Source organism: Diaphorobacter sp. B2A2W2, assembly GCF_056730635.1.
The window spans coordinates 15,987-32,417 of the sequence record NZ_JBWZOR010000008.1; the positions used below are offsets into that span (position 1 = coordinate 15,987).

14 protein-coding genes are annotated in these 16,431 nt (G+C 67.7%); 4 read left to right on the top strand and 10 right to left on the bottom strand.

Translation table 11 applies throughout. The features are described 5' to 3' along the window. Positions 1-14: 14 nt before the first annotated feature. The 7 genes from AC1PPL_RS13515 to AC1PPL_RS13545 form a co-directional block, all read right to left on the bottom strand. Positions 15-740, bottom strand: a complete 726-nt coding sequence (locus AC1PPL_RS13515) for a DUF4198 domain-containing protein (RefSeq protein WP_479973507.1) — start codon at positions 738-740, stop codon at positions 15-17. A gap of 264 nt (positions 741-1,004) precedes the next feature. Next, entirely contained in the window at positions 1,005-1,358 is a 354-nt protein-coding gene (locus AC1PPL_RS13520) for a DUF3325 domain-containing protein (RefSeq protein ID WP_088887442.1), read from the bottom strand. A 1-nt stretch (position 1,359) separates the two neighbouring features. Beyond that, positions 1,360-3,042 (bottom strand): PepSY-associated TM helix domain-containing protein, encoded by a 1,683-nt coding sequence (locus AC1PPL_RS13525; protein WP_479973508.1) that lies wholly within the window; start codon positions 3,040-3,042, stop codon positions 1,360-1,362. Next, positions 3,039-3,347 (bottom strand): DUF3649 domain-containing protein, encoded by a 309-nt coding sequence (locus AC1PPL_RS13530; RefSeq protein WP_047349607.1) that lies wholly within the window; start codon positions 3,345-3,347, stop codon positions 3,039-3,041. Before AC1PPL_RS13530 ends, AC1PPL_RS13525 begins: the two co-directional genes overlap by 4 nt. 323 nt (positions 3,348-3,670) lie before the next feature. Then, on the bottom strand, positions 3,671-4,570 hold the full coding sequence (locus tag AC1PPL_RS13535) for a sulfurtransferase (RefSeq protein WP_088887439.1): 900 nt from the start codon (positions 4,568-4,570) through the stop codon (positions 3,671-3,673). 60 nt (positions 4,571-4,630) lie between these two features. Next, a complete protein-coding gene (locus tag AC1PPL_RS13540; protein WP_015912681.1) occupies positions 4,631-5,542 on the bottom strand; it encodes a DMT family transporter in 912 nt (303 codons plus the stop codon). 97 nt (positions 5,543-5,639) lie between these two features. Beyond that, positions 5,640-6,779, bottom strand: coding sequence for an aromatic ring-hydroxylating oxygenase subunit alpha (locus AC1PPL_RS13545; RefSeq protein WP_015912682.1), 1,140 nt, complete (start codon positions 6,777-6,779; stop codon positions 5,640-5,642). A gap of 306 nt (positions 6,780-7,085) precedes the next feature. Between AC1PPL_RS13545 and xseB the strand changes: the two genes are divergently transcribed. From xseB to AC1PPL_RS13565, 4 genes are all read left to right on the top strand, one after another. Continuing rightward, positions 7,086-7,331: an exodeoxyribonuclease VII small subunit gene (gene xseB, locus AC1PPL_RS13550; RefSeq protein WP_015912683.1), complete on the top strand. Its 246-nt coding sequence runs from the start codon at positions 7,086-7,088 to the stop codon at positions 7,329-7,331. 8 nt (positions 7,332-7,339) lie between these two features. Then, positions 7,340-8,236, top strand: coding sequence for a polyprenyl synthetase family protein (locus AC1PPL_RS13555; RefSeq protein ID WP_479973509.1), 897 nt, complete (start codon positions 7,340-7,342; stop codon positions 8,234-8,236). 103 nt (positions 8,237-8,339) lie between these two features. Continuing rightward, positions 8,340-10,229: a 1-deoxy-D-xylulose-5-phosphate synthase gene (dxs, locus tag AC1PPL_RS13560; RefSeq protein ID WP_479973510.1), complete on the top strand. Its 1,890-nt coding sequence runs from the start codon at positions 8,340-8,342 to the stop codon at positions 10,227-10,229. Between the two features lie 273 nt (positions 10,230-10,502). Continuing rightward, positions 10,503-11,585: a TRAP transporter substrate-binding protein gene (locus AC1PPL_RS13565; RefSeq protein WP_011804476.1), complete on the top strand. Its 1,083-nt coding sequence runs from the start codon at positions 10,503-10,505 to the stop codon at positions 11,583-11,585. Between the two features lie 139 nt (positions 11,586-11,724). Here the strand turns inward: AC1PPL_RS13565 and AC1PPL_RS13570 are convergent, their stop codons facing one another. The 3 genes from AC1PPL_RS13570 to ggt form a co-directional block, all read right to left on the bottom strand. After that, positions 11,725-13,551, bottom strand: coding sequence for a TRAP transporter large permease (locus tag AC1PPL_RS13570; protein ID WP_313146694.1), 1,827 nt, complete (start codon positions 13,549-13,551; stop codon positions 11,725-11,727). A 21-nt stretch (positions 13,552-13,572) separates the two neighbouring features. Then, positions 13,573-14,199, bottom strand: coding sequence for a TRAP transporter small permease subunit (locus AC1PPL_RS13575; RefSeq protein ID WP_047349613.1), 627 nt, complete (start codon positions 14,197-14,199; stop codon positions 13,573-13,575). 326 nt (positions 14,200-14,525) lie between these two features. Then, on the bottom strand, positions 14,526-16,397 hold the full coding sequence (ggt, locus tag AC1PPL_RS13580; protein ID WP_011804479.1) for a gamma-glutamyltransferase: 1,872 nt from the start codon (positions 16,395-16,397) through the stop codon (positions 14,526-14,528). Positions 16,398-16,431 lie beyond the last annotated feature (34 nt).

The window sequence follows — 16,431 nt, forward strand, 5'->3', positions numbered from 1 at the left end:
GGGCGGGACACCGCTCAGCGCGCCTTGGCGGGCGGTGCGGGCAGGGCGGGCAGGGCAGGCGATATGGCGCCGTGCGTCTGCACGAAGCTCAGCGTGGTCACGTAGCTCGCTTCGCCATAGGGCTGGCCCAGGTGCTCGCCGGGGGTCTTGTCGGTGTGCTGGACCTCGGCCACGTACCGGCCCTGCCATGGCAGGGCAAAGCGCACCGTGCCGTCTTCGCCGGTGGTGGCCTCGCGCGACCAGCCGGAGGGCGCCACCAGCGTCACCTTGGCCTTGGGCAGCGGGGCGCCCTGGAACACCACGCGCAGCGTGCCGTCCTGCCCCGTGGGCACGAGGTCCAGGGGCGCGGCGGCGTCCACCGGCTGCGCCAGGCTGGACACCCAGCGCGCCGCGGGGCGCCACAGCAGCGGCGGACGCTGCGTCTTGCTGCGGTCGATGAGCGGGTACGGGGCTTCCGCCCAGAGCGTGTCCACAGCGCTTTGCGGCGCATAGACGAAGGCCGTGGGCGTGCGGCGGCCTTCGGTCGACCGCGCTCCGGCCTGGCGTAGCACAGGCACTGCGGTGAATTTATCCAACAGGCCCGGCGAGGTCTCGCGCAGGTTATCGGCGTATTCACCGAAGTGCAGGCGCGTCTCGTTCGGTGCCTGCTCCAGCCAGACCTGGTGGGCCTGTGCAGCGCCGCCAGCCAGCAGCAGCGCACCGGCCAGCCGCGCGAGGGGGTGTCGAGGGATGAGGGACATGGGCGTGTTCTCCTGTGAATGGATGGATGTATGCGAGGAATGGCGTTTGCTATTGAATGGATAGCTGTCAGCGCTTTACGGATAAGCGCTGTGGCAGGTTTTTATGTGAAATACAGGCAGGCGCATGAAGGCTCTCGCAAGGGCGCCACGGGGCGCTTTTTGGATAACGCTGGCTGCCTGCGCCAGCCGGGCGGCTGGCGTGGGTGGCTCTGAAAGAAGTGCGTGTGCGTCGGCACACCGGCCCGCGATGCGGGCCATGCGGGCTCAGCCCGGCCCGGCGCCGGCGCAGCCCGTGGCCGCGGCCCCTACGAACAGCGCAGCCAGCAAGGCCGCCACGCCGGCGGTAGGCAGCCAGCGTGGTCGCCAGGTGGCCAGCGCCGTGGCGGCCAGCGCTGCCAGCGAGAGGGCTACGCCCCACCACACCAGGCCCATGGGCACGGTCGGGGCCGGCCGTCCCACGGCATGGGCCAGGGCCGCTGCCAGCAGTACCCAGCCCGCGCCGCGCAGGCGCTGCAGCGTGGGGGCGGTGGCGGATCGGCGCAGCGCGTCCTCGTGGTGCCGATCCATGCCCAGGGCCATGGCGCACCAGCCGGCCAGGCACAACAACAGTTCCGTCATCTCAGGCTCCCGCGCGGTGGCCGCGCGCGGCCGTTAGGTGTGCCGGCACGGCCGCTGGGGGCCTTGCGCCAGCGGTCGCCCGCAGGGGTCGCAGCCGGTAGGCCAGCGCCAGCAGCAACGCGCCGGTGGCGAGGAATGCCAGGTCCATGCCCGCCAAAACCCAGTCGCGGGCTGGCAGGCTGACGCCCAGGTGCGCGTGCGTGGTGGCTGCGTTCAACAGCGGCAGCAGCGCCCAGAGCGCCCCGGCCAGTGCCAGCAGGGCGCACCAGCCGCGCCGGCCCGGCGAGACGGCCGCGAGCAGCAGCGCTAGCGCCCATGCGCTGAAGAAACAGGCCAGCTCTGCATCGGCCCGCGCCGCCCAGTGCAGCGGCAGCAGCCGGTTGGCAGCGAGGTAGACCGCCAAAGCCAGCGGCAGGCCGGCCAGCGCCGCCAGGTTGAGGGTGGAAACCAGCCGCTCGCCGAAGGGCAGGCGCTGGGGCTGCCCGGCATGGGGACGCCGTGCCTGCGCTTGGCGTTTGACAGTCCACAGCACCAGGCCGGTGGCGATCATCAGGCTGCCCAGCACGCCGAAGCCGAACAGGGCCCAGCGCAGGCCGGGACCTGCGAACCGTGCAAGGTGCAGGCCGTAGAGCACGCCATAGGTCTGCCGTGCCGCGCCGGCGGGGGCGGCTTCGTGCAGCAACTGGCCACTGGCGCCATCGAACCACAGGCGTTCGGGACCGTACTGCAGGCGGTCGCCGTCATGGCGCGTGACCTCCAGGCGCACATCGCCGCCGGGGTCGCGCTGCGCGCGCAGGCGCTGCACGCGCCCTCCCTGCCAGTGGGCCTGGGCCTGCTGCATGGCAGCGGCCACGGCCAGCGGTGGCAGGGGCGCGGGCGGACCGGCCCGGGCGGAGCCCGCGCTGCGCGGGGCGTCCCCCTGCAGTTCTGCGAAGTAGCTGGCCGTGTCGGTGCCGCGTGCGCCGGGATACACGGCGGCAATGCCCGCCGGCAGGTACAGCGAGTGAAAGATCATGAGTCCGCTGAAGGTGATCACCAGGTAGAACGGCAGCGCCAGCACGCCGCTGACGTTGTGCGCATCCAGCCATGCACGCTGGCCGCCCTTGGCGGGGCGAAAGGTGAAGAAGTCCTTGAAGATGCGCCGGTGCGTGACCACGCCGGTGAGCAGCGCCACGAACATCAGCAGCGTGGCCACGCCCACGATCCAGCGCCCTTGCAGCACCCATCGGCCCTGGTGCGCAGTGCGCAACTCGAAATGGAAGCGGTAGAAGAAGTCTCCCCCCGCCGTGGCCCGTGGCGTGAGGATGTCGCCGGTGGCGGGGTGCACCAGCAGGGTCTGGAAGCGCTCGCGCGGCCCCGCGTGCCACAGCAGCGACACCTCAGGCTGGCGCTCGTCGGGCAGGCGCATGATCCACTGGGTGGCCTGCGGTGCGTGCTGCCGCAGCGCGGCCAGGGCGCGCTCGGCGACGGCTGCCGCGTCATCTGCCCTGGCGGGCGGCAGGGCCTGGAGTTCGGGGCGCATCCAGTGGTTGAACTCGGGCTTGAAATACGACAGCGTGCCCGTCACGAAGATGGCAAACAGCAGCCAGCCCAGCAGCAGCCCCGCCCAGGTGTGCAGCCAGGCCATGGCCTGGCGAAAGCCCTCGCGTGCGGGGGCGCGGGATGCGTCGGCGGGCGGGCTCATGCGGCACCCGCCAGCCATTGCGGCACTTGGGCGGCCAGCCCCAGCAGCATCGCAGGGCCCAGCACGCCGCACCAGGCCTGCCAGGCCGTGCGCGCAAAGAAAACCCAGGCGATGGCCAACGCATAGACCAGCCACGCCAGCAAGGTGGCGGCCAGCACGGCGTCCACGCGGGTGCTGCGTTGTGCCAGGGCCAGCGCGGCCGCAGCCGTGAAGGCCGCCGTGAGCGCGTAGCCTCCCGCCACCGCGGCCAGTGTGCGCGAGGCCACGGCGAGCCGGTAGCGCCACAACGGTTGCGTGGGCCTCATCGGACTCCCTCCTGTGCCGCGAGGGAGCGGGACGGCCGCACGGCGGCCGAGGCCTCGCCGTTGAACAGGGGCGGGGCAGTGTCGAGGCACGGCGTCAAGGCGGAGCAGGCGCGGATCACAGGCTACTTAAGATATGTCATGAGAACGATTCGCATTTAAGTATAGGTGAGAAATGCCTGCGTACGTGAAGGCCGTCCGCCGTTGCGATGCGTGCGCGCGACAGGTGCCGCTGCGCCGGCACCACAGGCAGGCCCAGGCACGGCGCCGGCTTGGCCGTGCACCGCAAAACGGGCTGTAACGTTGCGGAAGCGTCCGCGTGAGCGTCAGCCGCGCTCAACCGGCCGGCCGGGGTCGCTGCACCACTCGCTCCAGCTGCCGGCAAACAGGGCCGTGGGACCCAGGCCCGCGATTTCCATGGCCAGCAGGTTGGGCAGGGCACTCACGCCGCTGCCGCATTGATGGACGACGGTGGCGGGGTCGCGGCCATCCAGCAGGTTGGTGAACTCGGCACGCAGCTGCTCCGGGCTCTTGAAGTGGCCGTCCGTTCCCAGGTTCAGGCCGAAGGGGCGGTTGAGTGCGCCGGGGATGTGGCCCGCCACGGGATCCAGCGGCTCCACCTCGCCCCGGTAGCGCGGTGTGGCGCGCGCGTCGACCACCGTCTGGCCGGGTTGACCCAGTTGCGCCAGCACCTCCTGCGCGCTCACCAGCCGGCGCAGCGGCGCCTGCAGCCGAAAGTGCGACTGGAAACGCGCCGGCTCGTCGCCGCTGGCCACCGCGCCGCCGGCGGCCTGCCAGGCCTGCAGCCCGCCGTCGAGCACGGCCACGGCATCATGTCCCGCCCACTTGAGCATCCACCACAGGCGGCCGCAGTAGTTGGCGCCGTTGCGGTCGTACACCACGGCCTGCATGTCATTGGCAAAGCCGATGTCCGAGAGCCAGGTCGCAAATCGCTCGCGGTTGGGCAGCGGGTGGCGCCCGCCCGATGCGGGCTCGTCCGCCGCCGAGGCCACGACCGTGCCGCCCGCGCCGGGGGCGCCATGGCGGGCGCTCAGGTGCTTGTCTAGGTCGGCGTGGAAGGCGCCGGGGATGTGCGCCTCGCGGTATTGGCTGGCGCCCAGGGTGGGTTGGGTGAGGTCGAAGCTGCAGTCGAACACCATCAGCGGCTGGCCGCTGTGCAGGAGGGACTGCAGTTCAGGAACGGAGATCAGCGTGGTGTAGGGCATGGTCGGGCTCTGTGCGTATCGATCAGGCCCCATTGTCGCGGCGTTGGGCGCGCCAGCGCGTCAGTGTTCTTCGGCAGGCGTGTCCGGCGCGGCCCGGGCACGCAGTACGGTGGCCGTGATGCCGCTGCCCACGATGAGCGCCATGCCCGCCCAGCCGATGAGTGGCAACTGGTCGCCGAACAGCGCCACGCCGTAGATGCTGGCGAAGACGATGCCCGAGTACTGCAGGTTGGCCACCACCAGCGTGCCGCGGGCGGTGAGGGCGCGCGAGTAGGCACGTGTCATGCACAACTGCCCGCCCGCGGCCAGCAGGCCCAGCGGCAGCAGCCACAGCGCGGGCCACCCGGGCCAGTCGGACATGCCCGTGACCAGCATGGCCGCGCCGCCGGCTACGGCCGAGCCCACGGCGAAATAGAACACGGTGCGCGTCTCGGGCTCGCCCAGGCGCGACAGCGCCACCACCTGCATGTAGGCGAACGCGGCGGTCAGGCCCGAGCACAGGCCCACCAAGCCCGCGAAGGCCTGGTTGTCGTCGATGCTGGGGCGCAGCATCATGACCACGCCCGCGAACCCGACCAGCACGGTCAGCACCAAGGTCACTTGCAACGGCGGGCGCGGCTGCGCGCTGGAGGGGCGCCAGGCGAGCAGCGCGCCGCCGATCAGGAAGGCGGCGATCCACACGCTGCTCATGTAGTTGAGCGTCATCGCCGTGGGCAGTGGGAGGTAGGCGATCGCGTAGAACCACGCGCCCAGCGATGTCACGCCGATCAGGCTGCGCCAGGCGTGCATGCCGGGGTAGCGTGTGGCCAGCGCCACCTTTTGCGAGCGTGCCAGCGCCCAGAGGATGGCCATGCCGATGAAGCCGCGGTAGCAGACCAGCTCGGCCGCGTTGAAGTAGGCCGAGGCCATCTTCACGCAGACCCCCATGCTTGCGAACAGGAACGCCGCCAACACCATCCAGAGCGCTTGCATGGAAAACCTATGGGTATGAATAAAAATAGCTGCCAGCGCTTGTGTATCAAGCGCTGGCAGCTATTGTAATGGTAGCGTGGGGCGGCGGTGTGGGGCCTTAGCCGCGGGACACGGCGGCACCCATGCGACCGCGGTACCACTCGTGGAAGTGCTGCATGCCGTCCTCCATGGGGCTCTGGTAGGGGCCGACCTCGTTGTCGCCGCGTTCCATCAGGGCCTTGCGGCCCGCGTCCATGCGCTCGGCGATCTCGTCGTCCTCGATGCAGGTTTCCATGTAGGCCGCACGCTGCGCCTCGACGAACTCGCGCTCGAAGGCGACGATTTCCTCGGGATAGTAGAACTCCACCATGTTCAGCGTCTTGTCCACACCGATCGGGTGCAGCGTACTGACGGTAAGTACGTGCGGATACCACTCCACCATGATGTGCGGGTAGTAGGTCAGCCAGATCGCGCCGCGCTCGGGCATCTTGCCCTCGCGGTACTTCAGCAGCACCTCGTGCCACTTCTTGTACACGTCGGAGCCCGGCTTGCCGAACGTGGAGGCCACCCCCACGGTTTGCACGGAGTATTCCTTCTGGAACTCCCACTTCAGGTCGTCACAGGTGACGAAGTTGCCCAGGCCCGGATGGAACGGACCCACGTGGTAGTCCTCCAGGTAGACCTCGATGAAGGTCTTCCAGTTGTAGTTGCACTCGTGCAGTTCCACATGGTCGAGCGCATAGCCCTCGAACGACAGCTCACGCTGCGTGCCCATGCCGGCCAGGTCGGCGGCGATGTCGCGACCGTTGTCCTCGAACAGCAGGCCGTTCCATTCGCGCAGCTTGTAGTTGTTGAGATTCAGGCAGGGGTCGTGCGCGAAATGCGGCGCGCCCAACAGCTCGCCGCTGGTGGAATACGTCCAGCGGTGAATCGGGCAGACGATGTTGCCGCCCGCATGGCCCTTGCCTTGGGCCTGCAGGTTGCCGCGGCCCTTGAGCATCACTGCCTGGCGGTGCCGGCAGACGTTGGAGATCAGCTCCACCTGTCCCTGGGCATTGCGCACGAGGGCGCGGCCCTCCTTTTCCTGGGGCAGCGCGAAGTAGTCGCCCACCTCGGGGACGGCGAGTTGGTGCCCCACGTAGCGGGGCCCTCGCTGGAAGATCGTCTCCAGTTCGCGCTGCAGCAGCGCTTCGTCGAAATAGCTGGAAACTGGTAGTTGGCTTGCGGCCTGCTGCAGTTGAAGACTTAAATCAGACATGGATGACCTGACCTAAAGACTCCCCACAGGGAGGGTGCGCGTGCGCACGGGGCTATAGAAAAAACGAAACCGGCCCAGGGAAGTACTCCATAGCCGGTTCGTAGTGAAGGAATGGGATTATAGGTGGTGGGGTTATTTCCGCGGCGGGTGTACGTGTATTGCGCGCGCCCGGCAAGCCGCGTGCGGCGTCCGGGGCGGCGATCTCCCGCCGGCCGCGGGGGCATCCCCGCGGCCTTCGCCGGGCAGGCGCGGGGCCCTGCGCCTAAAATTGGCCGTTTCCACTTGCGCCCTTGGCGCTGCGTCTCCATGGCCAAGGCCCCCGCCGCCCCTTCATCCACCCAGCCCGATCCCGTCAGCTACGAAGCCGCACTGGAAGAGCTTGAGCAGCTCGTGGGCCGCATCGAGTCAGGCCAGCTGCCGCTGGACCAGATGCTGGCGGGCTACCAGCGGGGCGCGGTGTTGCTGAACTTCTGCCGCGCGCGCCTGGACGCGGTGCAGGACCAGATCAAGGTGCTGGACGAAGGCACGCTGCAGCCATGGACGCAGGAGTGACGCCCGCCATGTCCGCCGTACCTGTGTTCGATTTCGATGGCTGGATGCGCGCGCAGCTTGCGCGGGTCGAGGACGCCCTGTCCCACTGGGTGTGCCCCGATGCGCCCGCAGGCCTGGGCGAGGCCATGCGCTATGCCGTGCTGGATGGCGGCAAGCGCCTGCGCCCGCTGCTGGTGCTGGCCGCTTGCGAGGCCGTCGGCGGAAATGCGCAGGCCGCCCTGCGCGCCGCCTGCGCGGTGGAGCTGATCCACGCCTATTCGCTGGTGCATGACGACATGCCCTGCATGGACAACGATGTGATGCGCCGCGGCAAGCCCACGGTGCATGTGCGCTTTGGCGAAGCGCGTGCACTGCTGGCGGGCGACGCACTGCAGGCGCTGGCGTTTGAGCTGCTCACACCCGAGGAGGGGGTACCGTCGGCCATGCAGGCGCGGCTGTGCCGTGAGTTGGCCCGCGCCGCAGGTGCCGACGGCATGGCTGGCGGACAGGCCATCGACTTGGCCAGCGTGGGCCTGCAGCTGTCTGAAGACCAGTTGCGTCAGATGCACCGCCTGAAGACGGGTGCGCTGCTGCAGGCCAGCGTGGTGATGGGCGCGGTCTGCGGCCAGACCCCGGAGGGCACGCTGCGCGCGCTGAGCGACTACGGCGCAGCCATGGGCCTGGCCTTCCAGGTGGTGGACGACGTGCTGGACGTGACCCAGGACTCCGCCACACTGGGCAAGACCGCCGGCAAGGACGCCGCGAGCGACAAGCCGACCTATGTCTCGCTGATGGGGCTGGAGGCCGCGCGCGCGCATGCCGAAGCCCTGCGCGCGCAGGCACTGGCAGCGTTGGCCGCCAGCGGCCTGACCGACACGCGGGCGTTGACGGCGTTGGCCGACATGGTGGTGCGCCGTTCGCATTGATGATGGGCAAGGCTGCGCATGGCGGGGCTGGTGTCTTTTTATGAATCAAATTGGCCTCTAGCGCTTGTTCATCAAGCGCTAGCAGCTACTAAAAACATAGCATATGTCCACGACGAACTATCCGCTGCTTGAGCGCGTGAACGATCCCGCCGACCTGCGCCGGCTGCCCCGTGCCGAGCTCAAGGCACTGGCTACGGAGCTGCGCGCCTTCTTGCTGGAGAGCGTGTCCAAGACCGGCGGGCATCTGTCGTCCAACCTGGGCACGGTGGAGTTGACCGTGGCGCTGCACGCCGTGTTCGACACGCCGCGCGACCGGCTGGTGTGGGACGTGGGCCACCAGACCTACCCGCACAAAATCCTGACCGGGCGGCGCGACCGCATGCCCTCGCTGCGCCAGCTGGGCGGCCTGTCGGGCTTTCCGCAGCGCGCCGAGAGCGAATACGACACCTTTGGCACCGCGCACTCGTCCACCAGCATCTCCGCGGCGCTGGGCATGGCGCTGGCGGCCAAGCAGCGCGGCGACGAACGCCGCTGTGTAGCCATCATCGGCGACGGCGCCATGACCGCCGGCATGGCCTTCGAGGCGCTGAATAACGCCGGCGTGGCCGACGCCAACCTGCTGGTCATCCTGAACGACAACGACATGAGCATCAGCCCGCCCGTGGGTGCACTGAACCGCTACCTGGCGCAGCTCATGAGCGGACAGTTCTACGCCAAGGCGCGCGACGTGGGCAAGAGCGTGCTCAAGAACGCGCCGCCGCTGCTGGAGCTGGCCAAGCGCCTGGAGCAGCAGGCCAAGGGCATGGTGGTGCCGGCCACGCTGTTCGAGAAGTTCGGCTTCAACTACATCGGCCCCATTGACGGGCACGACCTGGACTCGCTGATTCCTACGCTGGAAAACATCCGCGGTCTCAAGGGCCCGCAGTTCCTGCACGTAGTCACCAAGAAGGGCCAGGGCTACAAGCTGGCCGAGGCCGACCCGGTGGCCTACCACGGCCCGGGCAAGTTCGACCCGCGTGTGGGCCTGGTGAAACCGGCCACGCCGCCCAAGCAGACCTTCACGCAGGTCTTTGGCCAGTGGCTGTGCGACATGGCCGAGAAGGACGAGCGCCTGGTGGGCATCACGCCCGCCATGCGCGAGGGGTCGGGCATGGTGGAGTTCCACCAGCGCTTTCCCGAGCGCTACTACGACGTGGGCATCGCCGAGCAGCACGCCGTGACCTTTGCCGCCGGTATGGCGTGCGAGGGGGTGAAGCCGGTGGTGGCGATCTACTCGACCTTCCTGCAGCGCGCCTATGACCAGCTCATCCACGACGTGGCGCTGCAGAGCCTGCCCGTGGTGTTTGCCCTGGACCGTGCGGGCCTGGTGGGTGCGGACGGCGCCACGCACGCCGGAGCGTATGACATCGCCTTCGTGCGCTGCATTCCCAACATGAGCATGGCCTGCCCGGCCGACGAGCGCGAATGCCGCCAACTGCTCACCACCGCCTACGAGCAAGACCACCCTGTGGCCGTGCGCTACCCGCGCGGCGCGGGCGTGGGCGTGGCGCCGCTGCCCGATCTGGAGGGGCTGCCCTTCGGCAAGGGCGAGGTGCGCCGCAAGGGCCGGCGCATTGCCATCCTGGCTTTCGGCACGCTGCTGTACCCGGCGCTGCAGGCGGCCGAGGCGCTGGACGCCACGGTGGTCAACATGCGCTGGGCCAAGCCACTGGATACGCAGCTGCTGCTTCAGGTGGCAGCGGAGCACGATGCGCTGGTCACCGTCGAGGAGGGCTGCATCATGGGCGGCGCCGGCAGTGCCGTGGCCGAGGCGCTGGCCGCCGCAGGCGTGCAGCGCCCCTTGCTGCAACTGGGCCTGCCCGACGCGTTCATCGAGCATGGCGACCCGGCCAAGCTGCTGGCCCTGCAGGGGCTGGACGCCGCTGGCATACAGCGCTCCATCACCGAGCGCTTCGGCGCATTGCCGGGCGAGCAGGCGCTGGCAGCGGCCTGACGCGTTTTCCTTCCCTTCACAACAATGCAGTCATCCCGCGGCAGCGTGCCGCTGGGATGCGTCGCGGCGCCTGTGCAGCCCATCGCGGAGGCCTGCGCTGCTCCTTGCCCGGCCGAGTAATACGCGCCATTCGCGGATTTTTCAGGGGAAACCCGCAACGGGGCCGGCAACCCACGTTTTTACAATTTACCTCCGCTCATCGGCGGGATTCAGCGGCGCGTACACTCAACCGCGTTACTGTTTGTTTGCTTCATCATTTCGGAGAATTTGTCCATGGATCGTCGCTCAATCATCAAGCAGGCCGGTTTGGCTGGCGTACTCGCAGCCGGGGTTGCACCCGCAGTGCATGCCCAGGCCGCCGTTCGCTGGCGCCTTGCCTCCAGCTTCCCCAAGTCGCTGGACACGATCTTTGGCAGTGCAGAAAAATTGTCCCAGGCCGTCAAGGCGATGTCGGGCGGCAAGTTCGAGATCTCCGTGCACCCCGCCGGCGAGCTGATGCCCGCGTTTGGCGTGGTGGATGCGCTGCAGGGCGACACCATCGATATGGCCCAGACGGCCGCCTACTACTTCACCGGCAAGGACCCCGTGTTCGCCTTCAGCTGCGCCGTGCCCTTCGGCCTGACCACGCTGCAGATGGCCGCCTGGAAGGACCACGGCAACGGCCGCAAGTACCTGGATGCCTTCTTCGAGAAATACAACTTCAAGACCGCCAGCGCCGGCAACACCACCACCCAGATGGGCGGCTGGTACCGCAAGGAAATCAAGACCGTCGCTGACCTCAAGGGCCTGAAGATGCGCCTGGGCGGCGGCGTGTTCGGCGAGGCCATGGCCAAGCTGGGCGTGGTGGCGCAGAACATGCCCGCCGGTGACGTGTACCAGGCGCTCGAGAAGGGCACGCTGGACGCCGTGGAGTTCGTTGGCCCGTACGACGATGAAAAGCTGGGCTTCAACAAGGTGGCGCCGTACTACTACTATCCCGGCTGGTGGGAAGGCTCCGCTGACCTGGAGTTCTTCATCAACATCAAGAAGTACAACGCCCTGTCGCCCGAGCACAAGGCGATCCTGGACGCAGCCACCCGCGTGGCCGCTGCCGACATGACCGCCAAGTACCAGGTGTTCAATCCGCGCGCCATCAAGAACCTGGTGGCCAACAAGACGCAACTCAAGGCGTTCCCCAAGGCGATCATGGACGCAGGCTTCAAAGCGTCGATGGAAGTGTTTGCCGAGCACGAGGCCAAGTCGCCCGAGTTCAAGAAGATCCACCAGGACATGCGCGCCTTCCAGCGTGACCAGATCCTGTGGAACCGCTTCTCGGAGTTCCCGTTCAACCAGTACATGAACAGCGTGAAGATCTGATCGCGTGGCGGGTTGCTGCCCTTGCGGCGGCGGCTTGCGACCAATCCAACGAGGCCGCAGTTCCCTGCGGCTTTTTTGTTGCCCGCGCAAAATAAAAAAAGCCCCGGCGTAGCGGGGCTTTTAGTGGGGGTGAGACGGCTTACTTGCTGTCCGAGCCCATGGCGTCCTGCAGCGCCTTGGCTGGGTCGTCCGAACCGTAGCCGCCGTCGGCAGGGGGTGCCAACTCGCCCTCCGGTGCCGGTGCCGGTGCCTGCTCGGCGTCTGGAGCGGGCTGCGATGCGAACGGGTCGTTGCCTGGGGCCCCGTAGCTCTCCGCATCCTGGAGCGCATCCATCATTTGCGCGCCCACCGCTTCCATGTTCACTTCCACCTTTTTGTCCAGGCTGCCCGTCACCAGGGACGGGAAGGTGATGAGCAGGCTCACCATGATCAGCTGGATCAGAACGAAGGGAATGGCGCCCTTGTAGATCTGCATGGTGGTCACGGGCTGGATGGCCTTGTGCGTTACCCGGTCGATGTAGGGCTTGTCCGGGGCCACCGAGCGCAGGAAGAACAGCGCGAAGCCGAAAGGCGGGTGCATGAACGAAGTCTGCATGTTCATCGCCAGCAGCACGCCGAACCAGATCAGATCGATGCCCATCTTGTCGGCGACGGGTCCCAGCAGCGGCACCACGATGAAAGACAGCTCGAAGTAGTCCAGGAAGAACGCCAGAAAGAAGATCATGAGGTTCACCACGATCAGGAAGCCCACCTGTCCGCCGGGCAGGCTGGCCAGCAGGTGCTCCACCCACTTCGGGCCGTCGGCCGCCTGGAACACCAGGCTGAACGTGGTGGCGCCGATCATGATGAACATCACGAAGCTGGCCAGGCGCGTAGTGGCGCCCAGCGCCTGCTTGAGCAGGGGCATGTCCAGGCGCCGGCGCGCGAAGCCCATGACCAGCGCCGCCATGGCACCCATGGCGCCGCCTTCGGTCGGTGTGGCAATGCCCAGGAAGATGGTGCCCAGCACCAGGAAGATCAGCAGCAGTGGCGGAATCAGCACGAAGGTCACGCGCTCGGCCAGACGGGAGAGCATGCCCAGCTTGAGCACGCGGTTGATGCTCGCGATGACGAACGCGATGAAGGTGCCGCCGCACATGGCGGTGACGACCTTCTCATCGGTCGGCACGTCCAGCACTTCGGTGCCTGTCCACCACGTATGCACGTCGGCCATGTGAGCGGCCAGGAAGATCGATGCTGCCGTGGAGATGCCCATCACGACGGCCAGCGAGGCATAGCCGGAGCTGCCATTGTCTTCACGGTAGATGCGCGCCTCGGGTGGCAGGGCGGGTACGGACTGGGGCTTGAAGATGGCCAGGATGACCACCCACAGCACGTAGAGGCCGACGAGGATGAAGGCGGGCACGAATGCGCCCTTGTACATCTCGCCCACGCTGCGGCCGAGCTGGTCGGCCATCAGGATCAGCACCAGTGATGGGGGAATGATCTGGGCCAGGGTGCCGGATGCGGCAATCACACCGCTGGCGAGCCGCCGGTCGTAGCCGTAGCGCAGCATGATGGGCAGCGAGATCAGGCCCATGGAGATCACCGAGGCGGCCACCACACCGGTGGTGGCCGCCAGCAGCGCGCCCACGAAAACCACCGCCAGCGCCAGGCCGCCGCGCAAAGGGCCGAACACCTGGCCCACCGTGTCGAGCAGGTCCTCCGCCATACCACTGCGCTCCATGATCAGGCCCATGAGCGTGAAGAAGGGCACCGCCAGCAGCGTGTCGTTGGCCATGATGCCGATCAGGCGCTGCGGCAGCCAGGCCATCACGGACGAAGGAAAGACCCCCAGCTCGATCCCCAGGAAGCCGAACAGCAGGCCGCAGGCGCCCAGGCTGAACGCCACGGGGAAGCCCAGCAGCAGGAAGATGATCAGGCCCCCGAACATGACGGGGGCGTAATTGCTTGTGATGAATTCCATGAAATGCTTTCCTGGGGCAGATCAGCGTTGCGCGGCGGGAGCGGCGGACAGGGCCTGCTCCTGCTTTCTCTCAGCTTCGGCGCGCAGCGCCTCGGCCAGTTCTTCTTCAGCGCTCTTGTCGCTGAGCTTGCCCATGGGATCGGGCCCCTGGCCACGCAGGAAAGCGATGCGCTTGATGAGTTCGGACCAGCCCTGCAGCATCAGCAGCGTGATACCGACGGGAATCGCCACCCATACGGGCCAGCGGATCAGGCCGCCAGGATTGCCGGACACTTCACCCGACTGGTACATCTGGATCACGACCGGCATGCTCAGGTACAGGATGGTGATGCACAGCGGGGTGAGAAAGAGCGCAAAGCCCACGATGTCGATCCACACCTGCACCTTCTTGGGCAAGCGGCTGTTGACCACGTCGATGCGCACGTGCTCGCGGTTGAGCAGCGTCCAGCCGGCGGCGATCAGGAAAGACCATGCGAACAGGTACCACTGCACTTCCAGAAAGGCGTTGGAACTCGTGTCGAACGCCTTGCGCACGATGGCGTTGGCGGCACTGATGAAAGTGGATGCGAAGATGAGCCAGATTGAATACTTGCCCACGAACGCGTTGAGCCTGTCGATGGCCCGCGACAGTGAAAGTAAAGCCTGCATGGTGTCTCCAAGAAGATGGCTGGGTGCGCGTGTCTGTCCGCACGCGGGGTGGGGCATGGGCCAGAACGATTTGCAGAACGCTGACGCTGCCGTCGGTAGGCAGGGCACGGTCGGCGGCGCCGCGCACACGTCCTTACAAAGGTGACATTCTACGAAGTCACGCAGCCTCGCCAGGTAAAGGGTTTAGCCTGCCCCCGCAGGGGGAGGGGCGTTGCGCTGCTATGAAAATGGGAGAAAACGGCGCACGCAATAGCGCAGGCGGTCCACGCGCTGCCGCACGAAGGGCGACGCATCGCCCGTGCGTCGCCAGGAGGGGATCGGGGCTTTCAGTCGCCCATGACCACGCCTTCGCGCCGCGGGTCCGCTCCGCCCAGCCACATGGGTTTGCCATGCACTTCGCTGCGCGTAATGGCCTGCAGGCCGCTGGTCATGTTCATCTCGCGCACTTCCGCGCCGCGTGCGCGCAGGTTGTCGATCGTGGTGGAGGTGAAGCGCTTTTCCTCCAGCAGGGTGGGGCCGTTGAGGTTGCCGAAGTTGGGCAGATTGATCGCCTGCTGCGGCGTCAGGCCCCAGTTGAAGATCCCGTAGATCGTCTTGGCGGTGTAGTGGATGATGAGCGCGCCGCCCGGGCTGCCGCCGCTCATCAGCAGGCGCCCGGACGCCTTGTCAAACACCAGTGTGGGCGCCATGGACGAGCGGGGGCGCTTGCCCGGCTCGACGCGGTTGGCGATGGGGCGGCCCTGGGCGTCGCGCGGCGCAAAGCTGAAGTCGGTCAGTTCGTTGTTGAGCAGGAAGCCCCCGCTGCGCGCGCTGCTGGTGCTGACCATCTGGCGGGAGCCGAACTGGTCTTCGATGGTGGTGGTCATGGCGACGGCATTGCCCCGGGCATCGACGACGCTGATGTGGCTGGTGCCGTACTCTGGCTGGTCGGGCATGGGCGCCATGCTGGTCTGCGCCCCACCGGGGGTTCCGGGCTGGGCCACCTTCATGCTCTGCGGCTGGATGAGGCGTGCGCGGCTGGCGAGGTAGGCCGGGTCCAGCAGGCTCATCCAGCTGCCGGCAGGGGGGCGCACGAAATCGGGGTCGGCCACGTATTGCGCACGGTCGGCGAAGGCCAGGCGGGCGGCTTCGTTGTACAGATAGAGCCAGTCGGCCGTGGGCAGCGGGCCCAGCGGGTCGGCGGAACCTTGGGGGCCCTCCTGCAACGGCATGGTCGTGGCATCTGTGTTCTTCAGGATGCCCAGGATCTGCGCCACGGCAATGGCGCCGGAACTGGGCGGCGGAAAGCCGCAGACGCGATAGGCTTTAGCGCCGATCTGGTAGTCGGAGCACAGGGCCTCTCGTTTCTTGGGCTGGTAGCCTGCCAAGTCGGCCAGGCTGAGCCCGCCGGGATTGCCTGCGTGGCCCTGAACCTTGGCCACGATGGCCTGGGCCACTTCCCCTTCAAGCAGCGCCTTGGAGCCGTTCCTGGCAATGGCACGCAGCACGCTCGCCAGCTCAGGATTCTTGAGCGTGTGCCCCACGGGCCAGGGTTGGCCGGCGGCATCGAAGAAATAGGCGCGCGCCACCGGGTCCTGCGCGAGGAACTTCTCATTGGCCAGCAAGGTGTGCAGGCGCGCACTGACCTTGAAGCCCTGTTCCGCCAACTGGATGGCGGGCTCGAACAGTGTGGCCCAGGCAAGCTTGCCGTGTTCCTTGTGGGCCTGCTCCAGCATGCGCACCGTACCCGGCACGCCGACCGAGCGCCCGCCCACCACAGCGTCATGGAAGGCCATGGGCTTGCCATTGGCGCCAATGAACAGGTTCTCCGTGGCGGCCGCGGGGGCGGTCTCGCGCCCGTCGTAGGCCTCGACCTTGCTGCCAGCCGCGTGCAGCAGGAACGCGCCGCCGCCGATGCCACTGGACTGCGGTTCCACGAGCGTAAGCACCATCTGTACCGCGATGGCCGCATCCAGCGCCGAGCCGCCTGCCTTCAGCACCTGGTAGCCGGCGTCGGTCGCCAGCGGATTGGCGGCTGCCACCGCGAAGCGCTCCGTAGCCCAGCCGGGCTTCTCCGTGTAGCCGGAAGAGCCCTCGGGCTGTTGCGGCACCTGGTAGTGGAATGCGGCGGGGGGGCTGGAACAGGCCGCCAGCGTCACCACCGCGAGGGCAGCGACGACAGAGGCGGTCATACGTTGGGCGCGCAGGTACGGTCGCATCGGGGTCTCCTTGGTGGTGGCGTGACCCGGGCCA

What these genes read in the sequence shown, in the direction of transcription:
- dxs (WP_479973510.1), top strand. Translation starts at nt 8,340, where the DNA reads ATGTCCACGACGAACTATCCGCTGCTTGAGCGCGTGAACGATCCCGCC.
- AC1PPL_RS13570 (WP_313146694.1), bottom strand. Translation starts at nt 13,551, where the DNA reads ATGGAATTCATCACAAGCAATTACGCCCCCGTCATGTTCGGGGGCCTG.
- AC1PPL_RS13535 (WP_088887439.1), bottom strand. Translation starts at nt 4,570, where the DNA reads ATGCCCTACACCACGCTGATCTCCGTTCCTGAACTGCAGTCCCTCCTG.
- AC1PPL_RS13545 (WP_015912682.1), bottom strand. Translation starts at nt 6,779, where the DNA reads ATGTCTGATTTAAGTCTTCAACTGCAGCAGGCCGCAAGCCAACTACCA.
- xseB (WP_015912683.1), top strand. Translation starts at nt 7,086, where the DNA reads ATGGCCAAGGCCCCCGCCGCCCCTTCATCCACCCAGCCCGATCCCGTC.
- AC1PPL_RS13575 (WP_047349613.1), bottom strand. Translation starts at nt 14,199, where the DNA reads ATGCAGGCTTTACTTTCACTGTCGCGGGCCATCGACAGGCTCAACGCG.
- AC1PPL_RS13555 (WP_479973509.1), top strand. Translation starts at nt 7,340, where the DNA reads ATGTCCGCCGTACCTGTGTTCGATTTCGATGGCTGGATGCGCGCGCAG.
- AC1PPL_RS13540 (WP_015912681.1), bottom strand. Translation starts at nt 5,542, where the DNA reads ATGCAAGCGCTCTGGATGGTGTTGGCGGCGTTCCTGTTCGCAAGCATG.
- AC1PPL_RS13525 (WP_479973508.1), bottom strand. Translation starts at nt 3,042, where the DNA reads ATGAGCCCGCCCGCCGACGCATCCCGCGCCCCCGCACGCGAGGGCTTT.
- ggt (WP_011804479.1), bottom strand. Translation starts at nt 16,397, where the DNA reads ATGCGACCGTACCTGCGCGCCCAACGTATGACCGCCTCTGTCGTCGCT.
- AC1PPL_RS13520 (WP_088887442.1), bottom strand. Translation starts at nt 1,358, where the DNA reads ATGACGGAACTGTTGTTGTGCCTGGCCGGCTGGTGCGCCATGGCCCTG.
- AC1PPL_RS13515 (WP_479973507.1), bottom strand. Translation starts at nt 740, where the DNA reads ATGTCCCTCATCCCTCGACACCCCCTCGCGCGGCTGGCCGGTGCGCTG.
- AC1PPL_RS13565 (WP_011804476.1), top strand. Translation starts at nt 10,503, where the DNA reads ATGGATCGTCGCTCAATCATCAAGCAGGCCGGTTTGGCTGGCGTACTC.
- AC1PPL_RS13530 (WP_047349607.1), bottom strand. Translation starts at nt 3,347, where the DNA reads ATGAGGCCCACGCAACCGTTGTGGCGCTACCGGCTCGCCGTGGCCTCG.